Below are 22,007 nucleotides of genomic sequence, written 5' to 3'. Positions count from 1 at the left end.
CCTGTGTGAAAGCGTTATACATAGGATTGGTATTACTCCAGAGCAAGGGGGCACAGAATAATGGGATTAGCCATTATATTCGGCTTAGTAGCTATTTTAGCTGCATTGGGATTATTGCGTTCGTTAAAAATTAAAAATTTAATGGCAGCAGGTTTTGCCTTTTTAACGTTTGCAGTTTTTGGCTGGTTTACAGTCATGACTGTTCTGGACGTTTTAGTAGGCAGCGGCGGCTCTACAGGCCATTAAAAAGCTCTAAAAACCATCAGAATTCCATTTCTGATGGTTTTTTCTTTCTTTAGAACAACCTAACATGTTAAGTGTTCTGATCCATTACATATATAGAGACGCTAACAGAATTCCTCTTGTATCTTCATAGATCGTATCGAACTGTTTTAGTGGAAGCGGGTTCACTCCTATTCCGAGCTCGATCGTGAATCCTGGTCTCCTGTATTCTTGAATGAACCAATCTTTGTAGCCCGCATAACTATCCACATACCTGATCGCTTTATATCCGCTCACCCTCGCAAATTCATCAGCGATCTCTCCTGATATCGGCATAGGTTCTTCTCCTTCGAAACCCCAGTATAATTCTTTACCCTGTGTATGAAGAGCTACCACTCGGTCGAATTGGTGCTTTTCTGTAATCTCTGCCATCACTCTTGCTTCAGGTTCACTTAATGGAGCGGTGCCAGGGTAATCTCTAGGAGCAGGAGATGTTGGTTTTCTTACTTGCTCAAGCTCCCATCTTGCAGGAAACTGATTATTAAGGTCTACCCCTCGAATATTCGCTTTCCATCCTGAGAAATCTTTGCTTCCTTTATTTAATTTTAAGACAAGCTCTTTCCACTCAGAATTTTCTGGAGGACCATTCAAAACGAGATCGACTCCATCTGGATCGACCATTGGTACGGCGTAAAGTGTAGTATCCCTATATAGGTCCGCAGCTTTATATCCATTCACAACTTTATCTGCTGAAAGTGCAGCTGCATACTCATTAATAAACTTCATCAGGATTCCTGAAGTAATCCATTCGTTTCCATGAAACGACCCATTGATGTGCACTTTCTTTTTTCCATTTCCTATTATAAGCATATCTATAGGTTTGCCGAGAACAGATTTACCGATCTCCTGTTTTTTTATGAATGGATAGACATGAAGAAGTTTATCCACATCATGATTGAGTGCAGCCGTATTGTACTTTCTCTGACATTTGATCGATGGATAGGGCAACTCTCTAGGAATATTGATGATGTCCTTCGTAAATATTTCCTTCGGTTTTATTGTAGGGTTAACTAGATATAAGGCATCAAGAGGAATATCAAATTTATCTGCTATTGAAAAAAACGTGTCACCATTTTTGATCTTATATTTTTCTAACGACATTCCGGGGATCTTAACGCTCTCCCCTGCAAGCATGTTCGTTGCTGTTACGTTAGGATTTGAGTCCTTAATCAACACGTAAGGGATAGATAATAGACGTGAGTAATACCAGAACGAATCGCCGTTACGCATGACAATTTCCAAACAGAGCCCTCCCTTTAAACCTTCCTCTTAAAGATGTATGTTTGCACAAAGCAGTTATGCAGAAAAAAAGCACTCAACCGAAGTTGAGTGCTTTTTGAGCTTACTGTTTTTGTTTTTCTTCTTGCTTAACAGCTTTATCTTTTGCTTTATCTTTATCGTAGAATCTTAATAAGTCTCCATAAATGATTCTGTCAGACATATCAAGCTCAGTCTTAGCGCGTTCACTGTATGGCTCACAAGCATTGTTTTCACCTTCAACAGGTTTACCCGTTGCTTTGTCATAACATTTGCCATCTGTGAACACATTGTCTTTTGTGATATAAGAATTATCACGAAGGACAGCGAAATCTTCTCTGTCTTTTGAAAACAAGTCGGAGCCAAGCTGAATGTCACCCTTCGTATCAATACCTAATAAGTGAAGAATGGTTGGTTTCAAGTCGATCTGTCCACCAACGGTTTCTATCGTCTTGCCTTTTTCACCTGGCATGTGAATGATCAAAGGTACTTTTTGCAATTGAGTAGATTCAAAAGGAGTGATCTCTTTTCCTAAGAATTGACCCATCGCATCGTTATGGTTTTCAGAAATACCATAATGGTCACCATACATGATAAAGATTGAATCTTCATATAGACCCGCTTCTTTAACATCTGCAAAAAACTCTTTTAATGCTTCGTCTGTATAACGAACGGTTGTAAAGTAACGGTTCACTGTTCCATCGCTCGATGTCCACTCTGGAATCATTTCATCTTCCTCTTCTAGAGTGAAAGGAAAGTGGTTCGTTAACGTGATATATTTCGTATAGAACGGCTTGTTCATCGCTTGCATCTCTTTTAGATGTGGAATGGATTGTTTAAAGAATTCTTTATCCTTTAAGCCCCATCCGATCGAATTCTCAGGCGTTACCTCAAAATCTTTTAATGAGTAATAACGGTCGTAACCAAAATTATCATACATAATATCGCGGTTCCAGAAACTTTTGTTGTTCGCATGCTGTACGGATGAATAGTAACCTTGCTCTTTCAAAATTTCTGGTGTTGCATTGTATTGGTTCTGTGAATGAGTAAAGAAAACCGCTCCACTAGGAAGTGGGTATAGAGAATTATCTAATAAGAACTCTGAATCCGACGTTTTACCTTGCCCTGTTTGGTGATAGAAGTTCGGGAAGTAATAACTGTCTTTGATCAGATCATTCATAAACGGTGTGATCTCTTTTCCGTTCACGGACTCGTTAATTACAAAGTTCTGTGTGGATTCGACTGAAATAACGAAAACATTCTTACCTTTTGCTTTACCAAACATTTCAGGGTTGGGTTCTTTATAGTTTGCACGTGAATAGTTCTCAATATCTGTAATCTCACTTCCATCGGCAAATGCACGCTGTGCTTTTGCTTTGGATTGAATGATGGAATCATAAATGTGATAATTATATGAACCGATGTTTTTAATCAACATCTCACGGTCAAAAGTACGTGTTAACAATTGTGGTCTCTCAGTTTCTGCGATACCAACATTGACGATGAATAGAACAATGGCAGCAGCAAAAGTAATCGTGATCTGCTTGCGTGAAGCACGTGCAGGTCGGTAATCAGCTCGTCTCATAAAATAAGCCAAAATGACAATGTCAATGAATACTAATAAATCTGTAGGTTGAATCAATTCAAATACACTATTACCTAAGTCTCCCATGTTGCTTGTTTGAAACAAGACAGGAATGGTAATGAAGTCATTAAAGAAACGATAGAAAACCATATTAGCATACATAACAAAACTCATGATGGCACTGACAGCCACGATCATCCTTCTATGCGTTCTTCCCTTAAAATAAAGGGTTATACCTAAGAAAAGAACAATAGAACTGATCGGGTTGATAAACAGAATCAACTCTTGAACTTTGTTGTCCATCGGCAGTTCAAATGCAGTTTTATAAATGATAAATGTCTTAATCCATAATAAAGCGATTGCTATAAAGAAAAATCTATACTCAGCAAAAGCTTGTTTCATTTTTTCTTTCATATGTTCTCTGACCTCCTCAATCAAAAAGAACTCTCATTTTCATTTTTAACCTTATAACAAGTCTCTCTTTGCATCCGGTAAGCATTGATCAAGTTTGTAAATTCATCTTTTACATATTTACAAAACCTTAACCAAAGGATTACATAAAGAGTATATTAAATGGTTTCAAACAAGAATTCAATACCCTAACGTACTATTTCAAGATTCTGACAAATAGGACAACAAAACTATATTAGTTTTACCCCTTTTTTTAATCCATAAACCATTAGACGAACTTAATCCGTAAAAGTTTCAAAAAAATGAAAACGAACCGCCGTACAGCGGTTCGCCCCTTCTATCTCTTTTTTAAAGAATTTCCCTTTACATGCCGTATAATCAATTTTTAAATGAGGTTCTGCGAAAAAAGTTCCTTCAAATTACCTATAAGAGCTTCGTTTACATGCTGTCTTATTTTTGAACCTCTTAAAAAGAGTATAACAATGGATTAGCGATTGTGTTTCGCTAACCACGCTCCTCCGATTACACCAGCGTCGTTTCCTAACGTAGCTACTTTCATTTCAGCACCTTCAGCAACTCTTGGGAGTGCAAAGTGCTTAAATTTCTGCTCTAAACGTTCCATTAGTGTGTGACCTGCTTTAGAGACTCCTCCACCAATAACTATCTTACCTGGATTAATGCTATTAGCAAGGTTTGCTATGACTAATCCTAAATGAAAGGTTACTTCATCCAACGTGTCAATAGCCACTTGATCTCCTTTTTCAGCAGCTGTCACAACATCTTTAGCTTTTATCTCACCATTCTCTTGCAATAGGTTATACAGAGACGATGATGAATCTTTAAGAGCTTTTTCTTTTGAAATTCGCGAGATTCCTGTTGCTGAAGCTATCGTTTCAATACAGCCAGTACGCCCACAGTTACATGAAGCACCACCATCTGGTATTGCTGTAATATGACCGATCTCACCAGCCATACCATTCGTTCCATGCATGATATGTCCATTAACGATAATTCCGCCACCTACTCCAGTACCTAATGTAACCATCAGCAGGTTACCTTCACCATCACCTGCACCACGCCACATTTCGCCGATCGCAGCGATGTTAGCATCGTTATCCACAATGACTGAAAGACCTGTTGCTTTTTCAAGCTCTTCTTTTAATGGATAATCTCTCCATCCGATATTAACCGCGTGATAGATGAATCCTGTTTTCATATCAATGAAACCTGGAGCTCCCATACCGATTGCTTCGAGCTTTTCCTTTGGTTCTGATAAGTCTTTTAGCTTTGTATGGATGGATTCCGTTATATCTGTAATGATATGCTTTCCATCTTCACTAATATTTGTAGGGATTTCCCACTTCTCTACAATATGACCATCTAATGTTACAAAAGCAATTTTAATTGTCGTTCCACCTAAATCAACACCAACTAACCATTTCTCCATCTTGTCTCATCCTCTATTGTAATTTATTGTGAGCTGCTCTAATAATGATGATCGCATCCTTGAATTCGTTTACATCAATGAGTTTTTGTTCATATAATTCTCTTACTTCTTCTTGGATCAATTCTAAATCAGCGATCTTGTTCCCTGTATATATAATGGTTCCAAACCTTTTTAATAGCTGTTGTACATCATACATTGTTTTCATCATAATCACCTATGTCATTATAACAAATACTATAGGGAAGAATGCAAGCCTTTGCACAGATTTACATACAAAAAAGACAGCTAACTTAAGTCAGCTGTCAAAACATTTATCGATCGGGGTCTTTCGGGTGTAAGACGATCGGCCTTCTGTTCTTTAGAGGCATAGGTATCCTTAAGACTACGTCTCGTATTGCTTTTGGATTAAAAGGAATAAAGGGCCAGAGGTAGGGGATATGAAAGGATTTGAACGAAACAAAGAATAATACAGCTACTGTAAAGCCCACTATATACCCTGGAACACCTAACAATGCGGTTAATCCTAATAAAGAAAGTCTCAATAAACGGTTGGCTAAACTAAGCTCATACGTCGGAGTAGCAAATGTTCCAATTGCAGCAATTGCGATATACAGCACGACTTCATTTACGAACAGACCTGCTTCGATCGCTACTTGGCCGACTACAATCGCTGAGACTAATCCTAGTCCTGTGGAAACCGAAGTAGGTGTATGAATGGTAGCCATCCTAAGCATATCCATACCCAATTCAATGATCACAAACTGTAAAAACAAAGGGACGACACCAATTTCTTCTGGTCCTATGAAGGAAAGATTTACAGGTAATAGTTCTTTCTGTACGGAAAACAAGTACCATAAAGGTAATAAAAAGATAGAAATCCACACAGCTAAAAAACGTACGAACCTTAAATAAGCTCCAACTACTGGTTTCTGCCTGTATTCTTCTGCATGCTGCAGATGATGCCAAAACGTTGTTGGTGTGATTAAAACCGATGGAGATCCATCTACAAAAACTAACACATGTCCTTCAAATAGATGTACCGCTGCTGTATCTGGACGTTCTGTATACCTCACTAACGGATACGGATTGAGGTGCCGACCACAAATAAATTCTTCGACTGTTTTCTCACCCATCGGAAGTCCGTCTGTATCAATTTTTTTCAAGGATTCTTTAATCCGTTCAACGATATGGGGATCGGCTATATCTTCAATATACGAAATACATACATCGGTTTTAGATCGTCTGCCAATACTCATATATTCCATTCGAAGCGAACGATCACGAACTCTTCTTCTCGTCAGTGCCGTATTGAAAACGATGGTTTCCACGAAACCATCTCTTGCACCTCTCACAACGCGCTCAACATCCGGTTCTTCTGGTCCTCGAACCGGATATGTTCTAGCATCGATCTGCAAGATTTCAGAAACTCCCTCAACGATCAGAACGGTGGGGCCACTCAATACCCAATCGATTCCTTGGTTCAGATCGTCTGACGTAGAGATTTCTATATAAGGCAGGTAGGTCTTCATAAGCTTAACAAGGGGGTCCGGATCTAATTGACCGGGCTCGAGATCAGCTAGTAACTTCATTAAATAGTGAAGAATATCATCTTTAACGAAACCATCCACCATGAATAAAGCCATTCTTCTTCCGGCATACTCTAAGTCAAGATGAATACAATCAAAGCTGATGTCAACCCCTAGTTGATTTTTCATATACTGGACGTTTTCATCAAAATTTGTTGAAAGAGGTTGTTTTTTTGGCAGATATGACATTTTTTCATCACTCCTCTGCCTATCATCCTTCACTTTCTTTTCATGTTTCATACCTTGGTTATCAACGAATCCCCCTAAACTTCTTCCGATATTTGTAAAACGCATATGTTTACAAAAAAGAAAACTCCTTAGCTATGGCTAAGGAGTGTTAGATCAAGCTAGGGGAGACATCAAATACTTATGAATAAGCTCCGCTGTATTTTTTAAAGACTTGATATGCGTACGTTCAAATGCATGTGATGCATCGATGCCAGGTCCGATCAGACCGTGCACGATATCTGCACCAGCACGAATAGCAGCAGTTGCATCTGAACCATAGTAAGGATAGATATCTACTTTATATCCGATACCATGTTTTTCAGCGAGATTAACAAGGTGTTTTCTTAATCCAAAATGGTACGGTCCTCCAGAGTCTTTTGCACAGATACTTACAGTAAACTCATCTGTTGCTTGACCATCGCCGATCGCACCCATATCTACCGCTAAGTACTCAATCGTTTCAGTTGGGATATTCGAATTTCCACCATATCCAATCTCCTCATTATTACTGATCAAAAAGTGAGTCGTGTAAGGAAGCTTGATTGAATGAGTCTTAATTTGTTTGATCACATGCATGAGAATCGCAACACTAGCTTTGTCATCTAAATGACGTGACTTCACAAATCCACTATCTGATTGTTCGAATCTAGGATGGAAAGAGACAAAATCTCCTACTGAGATTCCTGCTTTTTCAACATCTTTTTTAGAATGAAACTCTTCATCTACACGAACAACCATGTTCTTCTCATCACGCTTTAGTTCATTCATTCCTTTGTATACATGAGCAGCTGTTTGGTGCATCATGATCGTGCCGCTATACGCTTTTCCTGAATTCGTATGTATAGAACAATATTCTCCCTCTATCGTATTCCAATAGAATCCGCCGATTAAGTCTAATTTTAGACGGCCATCGCTTTTGATCTCTTTTACCATAGCACCTAACGTATCTACATGAGCAGTCAACAGGCGGTGTTTCGATTCATCCTCACCAGGAATCGTCGCAATAACAGCACCTTTGTTGGTTTTTTTGAATGACACCTGATTCTCTTCTAAGAATGATGTCATAAACTTCATTGCTGCTTCTGTATTCCCGGATGGGCTTGGGATATGTACGAGCTCTTTAATAAAACTCACGATCTCTTTTGTTTCAACTTGCATTACTCTAACCCCTCTCACTTAACCCCTCCATACGTTTTCTTCAACTTTAGCCTTCTAATTTAGACAAGATTGCATAGAATTTAGGAACAAGAGTTGTCCGATAGGGAGGCTGATTTGTATGAAGTGGAGAATTTCAATTTATCTGTTAATTATTATACTTGTAATAGGTATCATCTACCAGCCGTTTGTAAAAAAAGAAGCACGAGAGAGCATTACATTCTTCCCGATAGATAATAATTTTTCTTTTACGGAAGCTGAAACAAATCTTTCCTTCCGAAATGGGAACCCATCAGATTATGACTTACTTTGGAAAGTGCGCTCAGTGACTTCAAAACGTGTTTACCTAAGACAAGATATTGCTATGATATTTGAGAACGGAAGACTTAATAATAAGATGACAGAGTGGAAAACCTCTGCAGATGAAATTGACCTTGAAAAAGATGTAGTAAGTTCAGTTCCAGCGCTATGGGAGGCCATTTCCTATCATCAAGGAGAGATCCATCTTACCGAGGAGAAGTATCGTTCTGTACAAAGAATGAGTAATAATTATTTATATGCGGCAAAACTCAGTCGATCGTTCTCAGGCTTTAAGACCCCTAAGGATAAAACTGAACGAAAAGCTAAGAATGACCTGGATGAAAAAACAAATAAATATCTGCAGCAAACACTGACACAAACAACAAACTTCTATCAGATTGACCTCAATGAATATAACGTGATCTCTTTAGAGTCATTAACTGATTATAACAACAAACCGCTATCTGGATTCTCTCTATCTAAAAGTCAGGAAATCATCGGAAAGCTATGGGAAGGTTTATATAAAAATTACTTTTTAGGAATCACTCTAAAGAATGGACAGAGAATCAGTCCGATTGGAAGTTCCATGCCCTTCATCTTAATCAGCAAAGATAAAAAATATCTATTCGTTCTTTTTCAAACAACGAATGGGGAGAACATCCAACTCATTCAATACATTTCGTGATGGTCTCAATCAATTCATCACTTGAAGTACAATAATGATAAGGAACTTTGTCATGTGTTACAGAAAGCATCGAAGGATTCCACCATATTGCCGTCCACTCTGCTTGGACCGCTGGAATTATATCTAACGAATAGGAATCACCGACATAGTAAAAGGCACTTGCTTCCACTCTTTTGCTCACAACACGGAAGATTTCGGGACTAGGTTTAGCCACTTTAATTTCCGATGAAATATAGATGTGTTTTTCAGGAATATCAAAAGGCAGATGTTTTATTTTGTTTCTCTGAACGGCAGCTTCTCCATTAGAAATGATTCCGTACGTGATTTTTTTACGGTTTAAAAGTTGAATGATTTCCTTTATCCACGGATAGGGCTCTACAAAATAATGGATATTTTCTTCAAAATATTGTTGATATTGCTGGATCTCTTTGTCACTAAAATTATTTATTCCTACTGCATGTAAGGATGAGGATAGTCTTTTCCTTTGATATTCTTTACGGGTGATCCATGCTCTTTCATAAGCATACCAATAGAGATCACAGTATGATTTATAATGAGGGAACCATTTTTCTTCTAACTTCTTATTTTTCTCACCTATAGAAAAGATGCAACGAAATGCAAATAAAGAAGCCTTCTTAAAGGAGGCTTCATAATCAAACAGCGTATTATCTAAGTCAAAGAAGACTGCTGCTTTTTTTGATCGCATGGTCAAATGATTTCATCCATCATTTTTGATCGCAACCCTGGAAATGACATGGCACTTCCCACTAAGAAACGACGAATTAAGGGATTACCAAGAGCGCTATTCATCAATCGGTATCTCATTCTGTAGCCGAGCGCAATAGCGAGGAATACCAAAAAGCTTTTAATCACGAATCCTTTCATGTGAAAACCTCCTTGCTACTACTTTCTGTTTGGAATCCACTTTTTATTCGTTCCCGAGATTTAAAAGATCTTCTTGCGTGTTCACATTTTCAAAAAAGTAAGCCTCTTCTTTTTGTACCTCTATATATTTTGTGTTTTTTTGTTTCAATAAGGATAAGACCTTTAAGTTTTCGTTATCTAAGTTCTCTTTGATTTCAGAAAGACAAGATCGTTTGTACACACCGTTTAAAGGATATACTTTCCCGTTCAATATTGGGATAACTGCGTCATACTCTGGTTGCTGAAGTGCAATGTCTAACCATTTTCCATACATCTCACTGCTCATCCTAGGCATATCACAAGGCGTGATCAAATAATATTGCCCACTTACTTCCATCATCGCACTGTATATTCCAGCTAAAGGACCTTTACCCTTAAAAGCCTCAACATCAGAAATTAGTTCTACAGAATGGGAATGGTATTGTTCTAATTTCTCTATCTCTTCATTACGGACAACAGCTACAAGTGCGTCTGAATATGGAGCGATCGTCTTCAGTGCTTTTTCAAAAAAGGTAGCATCCCCCCATTTAGTGAACAATTTAGGACTTCCAAACCTTCTAGACTGACCACCCGCAAGAACAACACCTATCACCAACTTTTGATCCATATGTATAAACCTCCAGCAATCAAGCCTCCAATAATAGTCGAGGAAAAATTCACAACATTGTTTGTGAAAAAAGGATTCCCAAATATTTTTATTGTCTTAACCCCACAATGAACGTGACTCTCTGTTTCTCTTTTACAAATGGAACAAACATATTTTTGTTCAAACCAAGCTCCAAAAATGGTATCAGCTATGTTTCCTAAGAAACCAGATAAAGCAATACACAACCCGATCGCAATTGATGAATCATAGAGCATATAAAAGCTGAAGCCTATAAACGTTGCTCCGAACGCTGCTGCAACTGTACCTATACTTGAAATGGCACCTGATAGACCAGGATCGACTCTTCTCCATTCTTTAATATGAAAAGGTCTCTTTTTTGAAAGAACACCGATCTCTGAAGCCCACGTATCAGCTGTAGCTGTCGCAAAGGTAGCTGCGAACACAATCATCCATATAGGATCTGAAATCGTAACGTAACCTACTGCCGCCAGCAGAGCTGCTCCACCATTGGCAAGCACTTGACCAGCTGTTCTTCCTTTTTTGTCTTCTGTATGACTTGCGTCGTTACCCAGCTTTTTGTCTTTCTTCCATTTCGTCAAAAGTGTAGAAGTTATGAAGAATAGACCAAGTAGAATCAAACCTTGCCAACCAAAAGCTTTGTAAATAATTACTCCCAATACAAAAGCTGTTACACTTCCTGCGACGGTTAGCCATTTTAGCAGAACTGAAGCTATGGAAAGAAGAGCGATACCAACTATAATGATTATCATCTACTTAAACCGGCCATCTTCTGTAATAATGATATCTACCGGTATATCGTAGTTTTCATGTGGAAGAGATCTAGTTGTCTGCAACATGTATGCTAGTGAAATTTTAGATCCGTCATAAGTTTGTAAGTAACGATCGAAATAGCCACCTCCATAACCGATCCTATATCCCTCTCTATCAAAGACAAGACCTGGAACGACGATCACGTTCATCTGTGACGGCTCTATGCACGAAGTAACCTCTACTTTAGGTTCGTATAGATCCATATATACATTTTCTAATTCTTCATACGTACAGATTTCTCTGAACTCCATCTGTTTATGTTTAGAGTAGCACTTGGGTACAGCGACAGTCTTTCCTTCTCTCCATGCTTGATCTATGATGTACGATGTATCTAGCTCAAACACTCGTGAGACTGTGATCCCGATACAATCTGCTGTTTTCCATTCGTCTGTTTGAAATAAGAGATTTGATATCACTTCGCTTTTTGCTATTCTTTCCTCTTTTTCGATTGAGAGCAACACATTTTTTAGCTCTTTTCGCCATTGTGATTTATCCATGGATTAAACACCTCTATAACGTGATGTATCTATCATATCATGAGTTTGATTGCATGAAAAAACGCCTGATCCCTCATTAGCATGGGTCTCAGGCGCTTCTACGTGAAATTACTTTGTTTCACGGTGAACTGTGTATTTCTTTAAACGCGGGCTGTATTTTTTAAGCTCTAAACGGTCTGGATTCGTACGCTTGTTTTTTGTAGTGATGTAGTTACGATCACCAGTTTCAGTACAAGCTAAAGTAATGTTTACACGCATTGTTGTTTCCCTCCACATCTTTACCAAAGTACATTATCATGGTTACTAACAGTCATATTCTCTATTAAACCATACCATAACATGATAACAAATTCTTTTCTAACGAGCAAGTGAGTTTTGTGAAAGTTTCTCATAGACTTTTGTATATTCTTTTAGAACATCAACAAAAGTGGCATGTGACCAAGTGAGAGGGGCAACGGACAAAGCCTCTCCTGTAAACGGATGAAGCTGCTCTGGTAGGACACCTGTAGAAAAGCTATGCTCGTGAATCCAGCGTAATATTTCATGCGGACGCTCCAGGTCCTGAAGTGATTTCGCGCATTGAACATACCATTTAGCAAGCCATAACGTACAGATCAACCAAGGATTCCCAGGAGCTCTTGTCATGTCATGCGTTTGCTGAAAATAATAATCATTGGTATATCTGGCAATCCCGCCTACACCTGACTTAATGCTCAACTCTTCGTTCATCTGCTGCATCGTTCGGACAATCCGTTCATCATCGGCAGGATAAACACCGAAGGCAAAGAGAGCATACATACTGGATTCCATCGTGAAGTCTTTTTTATAAGCGTTATCATCCAGCAAGTAGATGCCTCTTAAAAACCTCCCTGAATCTTCATCATACAAATGCTTTTCCATTCCTGCTTTTATTCGGTCAGCACCCTTCTTGTACCTGTCTGCCCGATCGTCCTCACCGAAGAGTGTCGCGAAAGAATAAGCCGCCATAAGTCCACCGTAAACTGAGCTTGCTGTAAAGGTAAAGATTCCTCTTCTTTCTTCCCAAAGATCATAAGAAGGCAACGGAAGGTCTAGCTCTTCTTGCATATATTGAAGTAAGAATCTCGCACTCGGACGCACTAATGACCGATAGAGAGATTGAGCAAACTCAATATCCCCTGTTTCTTTATAATGTTCCCAAAATGCCCATAGGACGAGCGCCGTTTCATCTTCTTGTATCGGCAGTTGGCTAGAACCTTCTTTATCAATCATAGGATGCCACGATGATCCGATCGAACCGTCGGGGTTATACTTATGATGAAGATAACCCTCTTTGGTTAAAACATCCGCACATCTCCGATAGAAGTTCTTTACCATTCCATGAAAGCCCGCTTTTGCAACGGCAGCAGCGATTAACGCGCCATCCCTCGGCCACATGTAGCTGTAGTGGTCACGGTTATAATGCTGTATATCAGAATCGTTCGCTGCTATGATATACCCGTTTTCATTGGTTTGTGTACGAATGATCAACAAACTTCTGTTATACAGATCGAGAAGTTCATCAGAAAGATTGCAAGGATTGATCTTTGTTTTGTTCACCCATCTCCTCCAGTATACATCGATCTTATCGAGCGTTAACGATGGACCGATCTCCATCAGATAATCATAGAGTGAAAATACTTCTTCTCTACTTTTTCCTACTGTCAGAGCATAGTTAACGTCTCCTTTTCCATGTGGCGGAACAATGCCTTGTACGGAAAAAGTACTATCAACAGACCCCTGTGCGATCGGATTCACATGAAGATGACCATCTTCAGCATCTCTCCAAGTTCCTTCAGCACTTAAGAAACGTTTGACTCCTGTTGTGTATTGATCGATTCCCTTTTGATCGAATGACCCTGTAAACAAAAAGTAACGATTTTTCTTATAGTGGATGATGACCGATTTTTCAGGATCAAAGTATGCCGTGTCTCCAACTTCATTCTCATAGATAGAAAGGTCTTGATGAAAGAAAATTTTAATTCTTTTTTCTTCATGTGATTCGTTTAAAACGGTGATTCTTCGCATAAACATATTCTCTCTTTGATGAACAGCGTCTTCAATCTTCAGTGTTATGCCTTCTTTTACGTTTTTGGCGTATGAAAGTGTAACAAGCGAGTCTAAATGGTAACCAGGCTCAATCACCCATTCCTTTGAAGAAAGCCAAGAAAAGGAGCCATTGATACTGGCTCCTAGACGGTTAACATGTCCTTGGACATGATTTTGCTGACCGACGTAAGGAAAATAGATGTCTCTGATCTGCAAATATTCATCTAAATTAATTAATAGTTTTCCGTTTCCTAAAACCAAATGTCTTGGCATCTGTTACACCTGCTGATATAACTGGATTTTTTCAATATATTGAGATGCCGCTTGTTTTGCTTGTTCAGGGTCCGTATTCTGAGAATATACGGTAAATACAGGCTGTTCTACGTCTGGAAGAATAAGTGTCCAGCCCCCTTCAGGATGAAAGACTTTAATCCCATCAAGCAATTCTACATTGTTGTCACGAATATCCTCCATCAGTCTACGCATTACTCTCCCTTTCTTATCTTTTGGACAAGGTACATATTCTCGTAGCATATGCACGTCAGGAAGCATCTCAACGAGTTCAGATAATGTGATCTTCTGCATCGCCATGATCTCTAAGATATGAACAAACGCATATTGAGCATCGTATTGATAATTCAGAACGCCATCTCCTACTTCCATGATAGAACGCGGATTAGCTTTCGTACGAATCAGCTTACCTTTTAAACGTTCAGCAATGGAATCAAGAGCAGAGGATCCATATACAGGGATAGCCATCTCCTTTTGCTTACCTTGAGAAAATGCTGTGAAAACGTATAGAGCAAGCATCGTCTCTTCATCCAATACTTCACCAGTCTCTGTGATGAGACGCAGTGTTTCACCCGCTTCTCCAATCAAAACACCGATATTGGCATTTGTAACTCTCACAAAGGATGCCATCTCCTCTGGCTTTGTCTGATATGGGGCGGTGAGAATCTCACAGTTCAATCGATTATATAGATTAGGGATAAAGTTCAGGTACGGCTGGTGATTGTAATTTACCACTACTCTAAACTTAGCTTCTTGAATTCCCTTTTCCTGTATTTCTTCCAACAGAGCGGAAATATAGTCTTCATGTTTATTTGCCTGAACAACACCTTTTCCGATACGATCAAATGATGCACGTCTATAATCTTCCTGCCAATATGCATTCTCGATTTTTCTTTCAAGATCTGAATGAATCGGAAGTCCTTTGTTATCATAGAATTCGATCATCAGTTGCTTCTCTCCCGTAGGATTAGAGAACCTTACGTAAACACCGCCCTCTAAACGTTCTTCTTCGATAGAGAAACGGACGACTGGTGCAACTGTAGGACTGATATCAACCGTATGAACTCCAGAAGAATGAAGTCCTTGAATAAAAGATTGCTTGATCATCACTGAAAAGTCATGCGAGTCACTTGCGATGATGATCTGTGACCCATAAGGAAGAACAGCTCCATAAGCTGATGCCAGCCTTGCGATATAATCGGGTGTGATCTCAACATTAGCGATCCCAGATACTCCTCTAGATCCAAACAAAGATTTTGTAGCTTTTTTACCCCACACGATTGAGGTGTGAACAAGAGCTTCTTCGAAGATCTCTTTTTCTGGCCAGATCTTAACATCTGGCTTTAGCGTCGCGTTTTTACCAATCGTACAATGGTTACCGACTACCGCATGTTCAAAGATAGACGCGTCTTTTTCTACTTTTGTACCGTTCGCGATCGTTGCTCCACGTAATTCACACTGATCGCCTACAAAAACATCGTTCCATAAAACCGTTTTCTTTAAAGAACTTCCTGAGCTTACTACGCTATTCTTTCCGACAACAGATAGTTTGCCAATATGAGAGCCTTTACGGATAACTGCACCATCAGCAATGCTTACAGGTGCTTCGATCACAGCACCATCTTCAATAAAAACATTTTCACCGATCCAAACACCAGGCTCTTTTTCCTCTCCTGCAAAAGGTAGATTCACTAAACCGTTCAACATATCATAATGTGATTGACGATACTGCTGAAGGCTCCCGATATCAGACCAATATCCTTCTGCTTGATAGCCGAACAAATTTTTATCTTCTTTCATAAGCAGCGGAAACAAATCTTTACTAAAATCGACAGGAACATCTTTTTCAATATAGTTAAACACTTCTGGTTCAAGTACATAGATGCCTGTGTTCACTGTATCACTAAAGACTTCATTCCAGCTTGGCTTCTCAAGAAAACGAATGATCTTACCCTCTTGGTTGGTCATGATTACACCATATTCTAGGGGTGAATCTACTTGTTTCATAAAAATTGTAGCTAGAGACTCTTTATCTTCATGAAATTGAATTCCCTTTTCAAGGTTGAAATCTGTTAATGCATCACCCGAAATCACAATAAAACGCTCATCCAAAAATTCTTCAGCATTCTTAATAGAGCCTGCTGTTCCAAGGGGAGAATCTTCAACAAAATAATGAAGGTTAACACCAAAGTCGCGACCATCACCAAAATAGTTTTTAATTGCATCTGGTAAGTAATGAACGGTAACGGCGATATCAGTGATACCAAATTTCTTAAGAAGTTCGATACCATACTCCATAACAGGTTTATGAAGCATCGGCACCATTGGTTTTGGCATATTGCATGTAAGAGGTCTTAATCGTGTTCCTTTTCCACCAGCCATAATTACACCCTTCATTAAACGATACCTCCCACTTTTGATGTTTTATTTTGTTCTGTCTTATAGAGTTCTGCAGTCTTTTCAGCAATAGAATCCCAGCTGAAAACGGTTCTTGCTGTTTCCTCACCGTTTTTGGCCATTTCTTGGCAGCGTTCACGATTGCTAAGGATATATTCTACAGCCCATACAATACTGCCTGGATCGTTCGGATATACTTTCAATCCTGTTTTTTCATGATCCACAATTTCTCTTAACCCACCCGTATCAGAAACAATGGTAAGTTTTCCTGAAGCCATCCCTTCTAAAGCAACAATGCCAAACGGTTCATAATGACTTGGAAAGATGGCAGCGTCCGCTTTTGCAAACCATTCATTTCTCTCCTCATCACTAACGAATCCTGTAAGATGAACATATTCTTCTAGATTCCTCTGTCTGATCATTTCTTTCAGTTCATCCATTAACGGACCTTTTCCAGCAATTACAAACCTGACGTGTTTACCAGAATTTCTTAATAGATCTGCAGCCTCTATAATTGTTTGGAATCCTTTTTCTTTTACAAGTCTTCCAACTGAAAAAAGAAGAAGTTCATGATCGTTTTTCGTATCCTTTAAAGAGGTACCTTGTTCGAATGTAATCTGTTCTGGATCTATACCATTTGGTAGAATCGTGATCTTTTCCTCTGGAATGCTAAAGACCTCTGTACATTCATTTTTCATATAGTCACTGCAGACGATCAGACTGTCTGATCCATCCATAAGCTCCCATTCTTTCTGATTGATCTCGTATTGAAGAGGTGATGTTATCCCGTTGTTTCTTCCATGTTCTGTTGCATGAATCGTGGTGATCAACGGAATGTTCAATTCTTTCTTGATGGCTAGTGCCGAGACAGAAACAAGCCAATCATGAGCATGAATACAATCAAAATCAAACTTACTTGCTAATGCTAAAGCTTGTTCAGTGATGGCCAAATTCAAACTTCCTGTCCAGTGAAAAAACGATTCGAAATTCGGCTGTTTACCAGCAACACGGTACACATGGACACCATTATTCACTTCATGTTCGGGGTATCCCGGAACCGAAGAAGTAATCACATATACTTCTGTTCCTTGCTCGACCAATTTTCTTGAAAGATCGAACACATGCCGTGCTAACCCGCCTACTACCATAGGAGGGAACTCCCATGAAAGCATCAATATCTTCTTTTTACCTTTAGCATTTTGTTCGTTATAGTGAGACATCACATACTCATCATGTTTATTCTTAAAGTAGTGCCACAGACCGGTTGTAAGCATGAAAGGATATTTGTTTTCATAGTCTGCTATCTCATTTGGATGATACGTTTTATTCTCAATCGATCGATTCAGTTCATGAAACCTTTCGATATGTTCTTGAAATCTTGACTTCGCATATTCAGTAGCACTGTTACCTTCTATTATAAAAGCCCAATCAGAACTAGCAGCCAGCATCCATTCCCGAACCATCTGATCTGCATATCGTTCCACAACGATGTTTGGTTCGTTATGTGAAAGACGTGCTGCGAGTTGAACCAGCTTTCTTTCACAGTGATGCAAGTGTCGGTACATCCAAGCGTTGGACTCATTCAGCCATACTTCGCCTGTTTGATTTCTTCCCCATGTTGAAAAGCATGGTCTTACAGTTTCTAAATCCTGATAATGTCTTGTTAAAAATTCTTGAGGTGTGATCCACGTGATGTTTTGTTCTGTTGAAACGTTCATGGATTGAAGTAAAAATTCTGGTCCTTCAAACCACCAGTGTCCAAATAGCTCAGCATCAAACGGCGCAGTTATTAGTTGAGGAGGGTAAGATTGTTCGTTGGTATGTAGATATTCATTGATACGGTAACAAAAGTCAGAAGCATGTTCCTTTACTTTATTTATAGCCCAGTCTCTTTGGTACCAGTCTTTGTTCTCTGTTTTTCCTGTTATTCGCCAGTACTTTAAGCCTGTATCAATTCGAATCCCTTCTGGATGAATGAAGCTCTTTATATAATCGTTCTCTCGCTCATAAGCGACATCTCGATAAAATTCTCGGTAATCAAAATCCCCTGGATATCCAACAGAAGAATTCCAAATCGTTTCTGAGATGCATTGATTTCGCGGGAACAACGCCACACCATGTGGAGAATACACAGGAGCTCCAATTCCTTTTGATGGTACAGGCTTACTTCTAAGTAAAGTCTCTTCATCTACGAAAGTGAATCGAATGCCTGCATCAGCTAACGCTTTATCTACTCCGGGCGAATAAGCACATTCTGGCAGCCAGAATCCTTTAGGTTTTTCACCAAAAAACTTTTCAAATGCTTGAACACCTGCAAAGATTTGAGCTTTAACGCCTTGCTCTGTTTGAATATAGGGAAGGAATGCGTGGGTTGCAGAGGAAGTGATGCAATGAACCTTCCCAAGATCCATATAACGTTTATAAGCATCTGTAACTTTACAATCAAACTTTTGATAGGTTTCCATAATTCTTTTGTAGCGCTCTTCGTAAAAAGCAATAATCTTTTGTTCTTCCTTATTTGTAGAATGCTTTTTTTCTTTTTTAACAAGTTTTATCGTAAGGTCTAAATGTTCTAGATAACGTTTTTGAATGACTGGATCGTTTAATAACTCCAACAAAGGAGGTGAAAATGATAAGGTCCAAGACAAGTTTTCAGGCTGATCTTCGAGTACCCATAACAACGGGATATATGTCTCAGTGAGTGCCTCAAATACCCATCTTTCCTCTAATCGATTTGCTTCTTTATGCCTCACATAAGGAAGGTGAGCGTGCAAGACTAATGAAAAATACCCGTTAGACATGTTTTACTCTCCTATCTAATTTTTTGATAATAAGAATAGGTCGAAAAATTTTCAAGCCATTCCGGTTGTTCAACCCTTTGGTGTTTCCATCTGTCGATTTTTTCATCGTGAAGACTATTATATAAAGAAGGGCTAGTCTCTGCAGGATTTGATCGTAATAGAGTAAAAAAACTGCCATCGAACGTACGCGTACCAATATCAACGACATACGTTCGCCCAGGTTCTAAAAATTGCAGGAACCAGTTGTTTGTCATCGGCGGAAGCTCTACTTCAAACGTCCGATGAGCATTATGTCCATAGAAATCAATATCCGTAACGTCATAGATCTTTAATATCGATGGAAGGTCTTCCCATTTCGTGCGAAAGTGATGTTCTGCCATCTGCTTTGTTGATTCTGAAAAACTCCAATAAGCATACAAACTATCTTGGCTCCTTGGCATTAAATGAACAGTAGCCTCTTCATATTCGAAAGGCATCGACCACTTCTCTACTTTAAGAACCTGTTGAGATGAAAGTTCTTGAGTCGTTGGTGCTTGTTGCTGCCGGTATTTATTCCAGCGATACTGAACCTTTCCTAAAGACATGTTCATTCTTTGTGCGATCTCTTGAAGAGTTAACCCATTCTCCTTTAATTTCACAATATCTTCGATCAAGTTCATCACCTCATCCTAATCAATTATTCTAATAAACGTTTATTAATACCATATTTTTTATAATCGTATCACTGGACATTTTTATATACAATGTGTCAAAAAAGTCGAAAAATGACGCTTCCTTATCCCACTTGAGATTTCCGTATATGTAAAGTTTTTGTAACCGGTTAATCTCTCAGATTATTCTGTCAAATTGACAAAGTAAGACAAAAACCGTCGCTTTTATTACATTCTTTCCTGCTTTTTATTGGAGAGAAATGAGAAAATAGTCGAATTGTAGTAATTTGTGTAAACTTTTGCGAAAAAGCCTATACCACAGCAAAATACTATGTTATAAAAGTAAAGGGTATAGCTTTATATTAGGGAGGATATTATGGAGTTTGCTATTTTTGGATTGTTACTAGTAGGTGTTATTCTTTTGATTCTTTCCTTTAGAAAAAATAAGGAAGCTTCAGTTGAAACACAGCTCGAGAACTTTACTATTCAGTTAATGAAAGAAATCTATCAAATAAAGAAGAAACTAAAAGTTCTTGAAGATGAAATGATGATTAATGATAAGAACTAATTTGTGAGGGGTAATGAGTATGACAAGCAAAAACCTTCGCGGATTTTCAGCAGGTATTATCCTTTCAACAGGAATTTTGGCTGGTTTTTATTATACAGCCGATACTGATAAAACTTCTGTACTAACAGATGAATCGGTAGCTGAATATCTTTCTGAAAAAGGCGAGTTAGCAATTTCAGAGGAAGAGTATACTTCACTTAAAGACACGGATGATAAAGTTGCTGCTCCGGTTGCAAAAGAAGAACCTAAAGCTGTTCCTCCAAAAGAGGAAGAAAAAGTGTATCAGATGACTTTAACGATTACTCAAGGAATGAGTACTGGAGAAGTATGTGATCTTCTGCAAAAAGAGAACATCATTAAAAATAGCGATGAATTCTTAAAATATCTTCGCTCGAACAACTTAGAAGGCGCAGTTAGAGCTGAATCGCATCAAGTTAACAGCAAGATGAGTTTTGACGAGATCGCAAAAGAAATAACAAGTTCATAATTCTACATAATAAAATAAAGGCTGTTTTCGTAAACTTTGTTGCTTTTGAAAGTGTTGATTTCCGTTCCAGGCTGCTCGCTTTCCACGGGGCAGGCGGTGAGCCACATTCGTACGTTTCACTCTTAAGTGTCTCACCTGCCCGCCTGTCCCGTAAGAGTCTCGCACCTTCCACTACAATCAATTGTCAAAGGTGATAAGGAGTTCAAAGCAACAATCTTTTAGTAGAAAAGAGCGATAATAAAAGAAGCGACCACTGAAATAATCAGTGCTCGCTTCTTTTGTTTGTTTAATCGTTTAAACCATATCTCTTCCCTTTTACAAGAAAGATGATGCTTTCTGCAATGTTCGTTGCGTGGTCCGCTGTACGCTCGATATATCTGCATACAAACAGGAGCTGACTAATCTGAGAAAGATGTTCAGGATTTTTAGTCATGAGCTCTAATAGCTCTTTTATAATCTTTCCGTATGTTTCATCTACTTCATCATCTAGTTCTGCTAATTGCTTCGCTAGGGCAACATCTTCTTCTACATATGCTTTAGTAGCAGTTGTAAGCATAGAGATCGCATGATGTGCCATCTTAGGGAGCTCTTCTAGTGGCTTAATAAGCTCTTGCTTTCCAATCCGTATCGTTGACTTTGCTATATTAACCGCAAAGTCAGCCATTCGTTCAATATCGGACGAAATTTTGATCGCAGCAATAATTCGTCTAAGATCAGATGCTACAGGGGCTTGTTTAGCGATTAAGAGAATGGCCATGTCGTTGATTTCATCTTCAAGGACATTGATACGATTATCATTTTCAATAATCTGTAAGGCTTTATCGAGATCTTGATTCTTTAATGCTTCGACAGAGAGCTCTAATGCTTCCTCTGCCAATTTAGAAATCTGAACGATCGCTTGTTTCATCTCTTCTAACTGAAGCTGAAAATTTTCACGAACAACCATTTATC

The 22,007-nt window shown here is 38.8% G+C and carries 21 protein-coding genes; 4 read left to right on the top strand and 17 right to left on the bottom strand.

Annotated features, from left to right (window positions below):
- Window positions 1–60: 60 nt before the first annotated feature.
- Window positions 61–246: a DUF2759 domain-containing protein gene (locus ACFS5O_RS10905; protein WP_066242324.1), complete on the top strand. Its 186-nt coding sequence runs from the start codon at window positions 61–63 to the stop codon at window positions 244–246.
- Between the two features lie 84 nt (window positions 247–330).
- Here ACFS5O_RS10905 and ACFS5O_RS10900 read toward each other — a convergent pair whose 3' ends face one another.
- The 6 genes from ACFS5O_RS10900 to ACFS5O_RS10875 form a co-directional block, all read right to left on the bottom strand.
- Window positions 331–1,524: a M14 family metallopeptidase gene (locus ACFS5O_RS10900; RefSeq protein ID WP_205726842.1), complete on the bottom strand. Its 1,194-nt coding sequence runs from the start codon at window positions 1,522–1,524 to the stop codon at window positions 331–333.
- Between the two features lie 100 nt (window positions 1,525–1,624).
- The gene (locus ACFS5O_RS10895; RefSeq protein WP_318300242.1) at window positions 1,625–3,538 is read right to left on the bottom strand and encodes an LTA synthase family protein; all 1,914 of its coding nucleotides are present in this window, start codon (window positions 3,536–3,538) and stop codon (window positions 1,625–1,627) included.
- A gap of 484 nt (window positions 3,539–4,022) precedes the next feature.
- Complete coding sequence (locus tag ACFS5O_RS10890; RefSeq protein ID WP_205726843.1) at window positions 4,023–4,982, bottom strand: ROK family glucokinase; 960 nt, start codon at window positions 4,980–4,982, stop codon at window positions 4,023–4,025.
- 13 nt (window positions 4,983–4,995) lie between these two features.
- The gene (locus ACFS5O_RS10885; protein WP_205726844.1) at window positions 4,996–5,187 is read right to left on the bottom strand and encodes a YqgQ family protein; all 192 of its coding nucleotides are present in this window, start codon (window positions 5,185–5,187) and stop codon (window positions 4,996–4,998) included.
- Between the two features lie 106 nt (window positions 5,188–5,293).
- Window positions 5,294–6,757 carry a spore germination protein gene (locus ACFS5O_RS10880; RefSeq protein ID WP_205726845.1) on the bottom strand — a complete coding sequence of 488 codons (1,464 nt, stop codon included), beginning with the start codon at window positions 6,755–6,757 and terminating at the stop codon, window positions 5,294–5,296.
- Between the two features lie 153 nt (window positions 6,758–6,910).
- Window positions 6,911–7,954, bottom strand: a complete 1,044-nt coding sequence (locus tag ACFS5O_RS10875; RefSeq protein ID WP_205726846.1) for a M42 family metallopeptidase — start codon at window positions 7,952–7,954, stop codon at window positions 6,911–6,913.
- 118 nt (window positions 7,955–8,072) lie between these two features.
- Between ACFS5O_RS10875 and ACFS5O_RS10870 the strand changes: the two genes are divergently transcribed.
- Window positions 8,073–8,936, top strand: coding sequence for a hypothetical protein (locus tag ACFS5O_RS10870; protein ID WP_205726847.1), 864 nt, complete (start codon window positions 8,073–8,075; stop codon window positions 8,934–8,936).
- Here ACFS5O_RS10870 and ACFS5O_RS10865 read toward each other — a convergent pair.
- The 10 genes from ACFS5O_RS10865 to ACFS5O_RS10820 form a co-directional block, all read right to left on the bottom strand.
- The gene (locus ACFS5O_RS10865; protein WP_318300288.1) at window positions 8,917–9,642 is read right to left on the bottom strand and encodes an HAD family hydrolase; all 726 of its coding nucleotides are present in this window, start codon (window positions 9,640–9,642) and stop codon (window positions 8,917–8,919) included. The genes ACFS5O_RS10870 and ACFS5O_RS10865 overlap by 20 nt on opposite strands.
- A 2-nt stretch (window positions 9,643–9,644) precedes the next feature.
- Window positions 9,645–9,821, bottom strand: coding sequence for a hypothetical protein (locus tag ACFS5O_RS10860; RefSeq protein WP_205727343.1), 177 nt, complete (start codon window positions 9,819–9,821; stop codon window positions 9,645–9,647).
- 43 nt (window positions 9,822–9,864) lie between these two features.
- Window positions 9,865–10,467, bottom strand: coding sequence for a molybdenum cofactor guanylyltransferase (locus ACFS5O_RS10855; protein WP_205726849.1), 603 nt, complete (start codon window positions 10,465–10,467; stop codon window positions 9,865–9,867).
- Window positions 10,449–11,237: a DUF92 domain-containing protein gene (locus ACFS5O_RS10850; RefSeq protein ID WP_205726850.1), complete on the bottom strand. Its 789-nt coding sequence runs from the start codon at window positions 11,235–11,237 to the stop codon at window positions 10,449–10,451. Before ACFS5O_RS10850 ends, ACFS5O_RS10855 begins: the two co-directional genes overlap by 19 nt.
- Window positions 11,238–11,795 carry a 5-formyltetrahydrofolate cyclo-ligase gene (locus tag ACFS5O_RS10845; RefSeq protein ID WP_205726851.1) on the bottom strand — a complete coding sequence of 186 codons (558 nt, stop codon included), beginning with the start codon at window positions 11,793–11,795 and terminating at the stop codon, window positions 11,238–11,240.
- Window positions 11,796–11,903: 108 nt separating this feature from the next.
- Complete coding sequence (gene rpmG, locus ACFS5O_RS10840) at window positions 11,904–12,053, bottom strand: 50S ribosomal protein L33 (protein ID WP_066242361.1); 150 nt, start codon at window positions 12,051–12,053, stop codon at window positions 11,904–11,906.
- A 99-nt stretch (window positions 12,054–12,152) separates the two neighbouring features.
- Complete coding sequence (locus ACFS5O_RS10835; RefSeq protein WP_205726852.1) at window positions 12,153–14,135, bottom strand: glycoside hydrolase family 15 protein; 1,983 nt, start codon at window positions 14,133–14,135, stop codon at window positions 12,153–12,155.
- 3 nt (window positions 14,136–14,138) lie between these two features.
- Complete coding sequence (locus tag ACFS5O_RS10830) at window positions 14,139–16,550, bottom strand: sugar phosphate nucleotidyltransferase (protein ID WP_205726853.1); 2,412 nt, start codon at window positions 16,548–16,550, stop codon at window positions 14,139–14,141.
- Complete coding sequence (locus tag ACFS5O_RS10825) at window positions 16,550–19,351, bottom strand: 1,4-alpha-glucan branching protein domain-containing protein (protein WP_205726854.1); 2,802 nt, start codon at window positions 19,349–19,351, stop codon at window positions 16,550–16,552. Before ACFS5O_RS10825 ends, ACFS5O_RS10830 begins: the two co-directional genes overlap by 1 nt.
- Window positions 19,352–19,362: 11 nt before the next feature.
- Entirely contained in the window at window positions 19,363–20,010 is a 648-nt protein-coding gene (locus ACFS5O_RS10820; RefSeq protein WP_205726855.1) for a DUF4912 domain-containing protein, read from the bottom strand.
- A gap of 367 nt (window positions 20,011–20,377) precedes the next feature.
- Here ACFS5O_RS10820 and ACFS5O_RS10815 point away from each other — a divergent pair, with 367 nt between their 5' ends.
- Both ACFS5O_RS10815 and ACFS5O_RS10810 read left to right on the top strand, forming a co-directional pair.
- Window positions 20,378–20,569 (top strand): hypothetical protein, encoded by a 192-nt coding sequence (locus tag ACFS5O_RS10815; protein ID WP_066396184.1) that lies wholly within the window; start codon window positions 20,378–20,380, stop codon window positions 20,567–20,569.
- Between the two features lie 19 nt (window positions 20,570–20,588).
- Window positions 20,589–21,056 carry a hypothetical protein gene (locus tag ACFS5O_RS10810; RefSeq protein WP_205726856.1) on the top strand — a complete coding sequence of 156 codons (468 nt, stop codon included), beginning with the start codon at window positions 20,589–20,591 and terminating at the stop codon, window positions 21,054–21,056.
- Window positions 21,057–21,342: 286 nt separating this feature from the next.
- On the opposite strand, the gene phoU is transcribed toward ACFS5O_RS10810, so the two are convergent.
- The gene (gene phoU, locus ACFS5O_RS10805; RefSeq protein ID WP_205726857.1) at window positions 21,343–22,002 is read right to left on the bottom strand and encodes a phosphate signaling complex protein PhoU; all 660 of its coding nucleotides are present in this window, start codon (window positions 22,000–22,002) and stop codon (window positions 21,343–21,345) included.
- Window positions 22,003–22,007 lie beyond the last annotated feature (5 nt).

The organism is Fictibacillus nanhaiensis (genome assembly GCF_042686385.1).
GTDB classification, from domain to species: Bacteria; Bacillota; Bacilli; order Bacillales; family Fictibacillaceae; genus Fictibacillus; species Fictibacillus nanhaiensis.
This window is presented reverse-complemented; position numbering and strand designations above follow the sequence as displayed.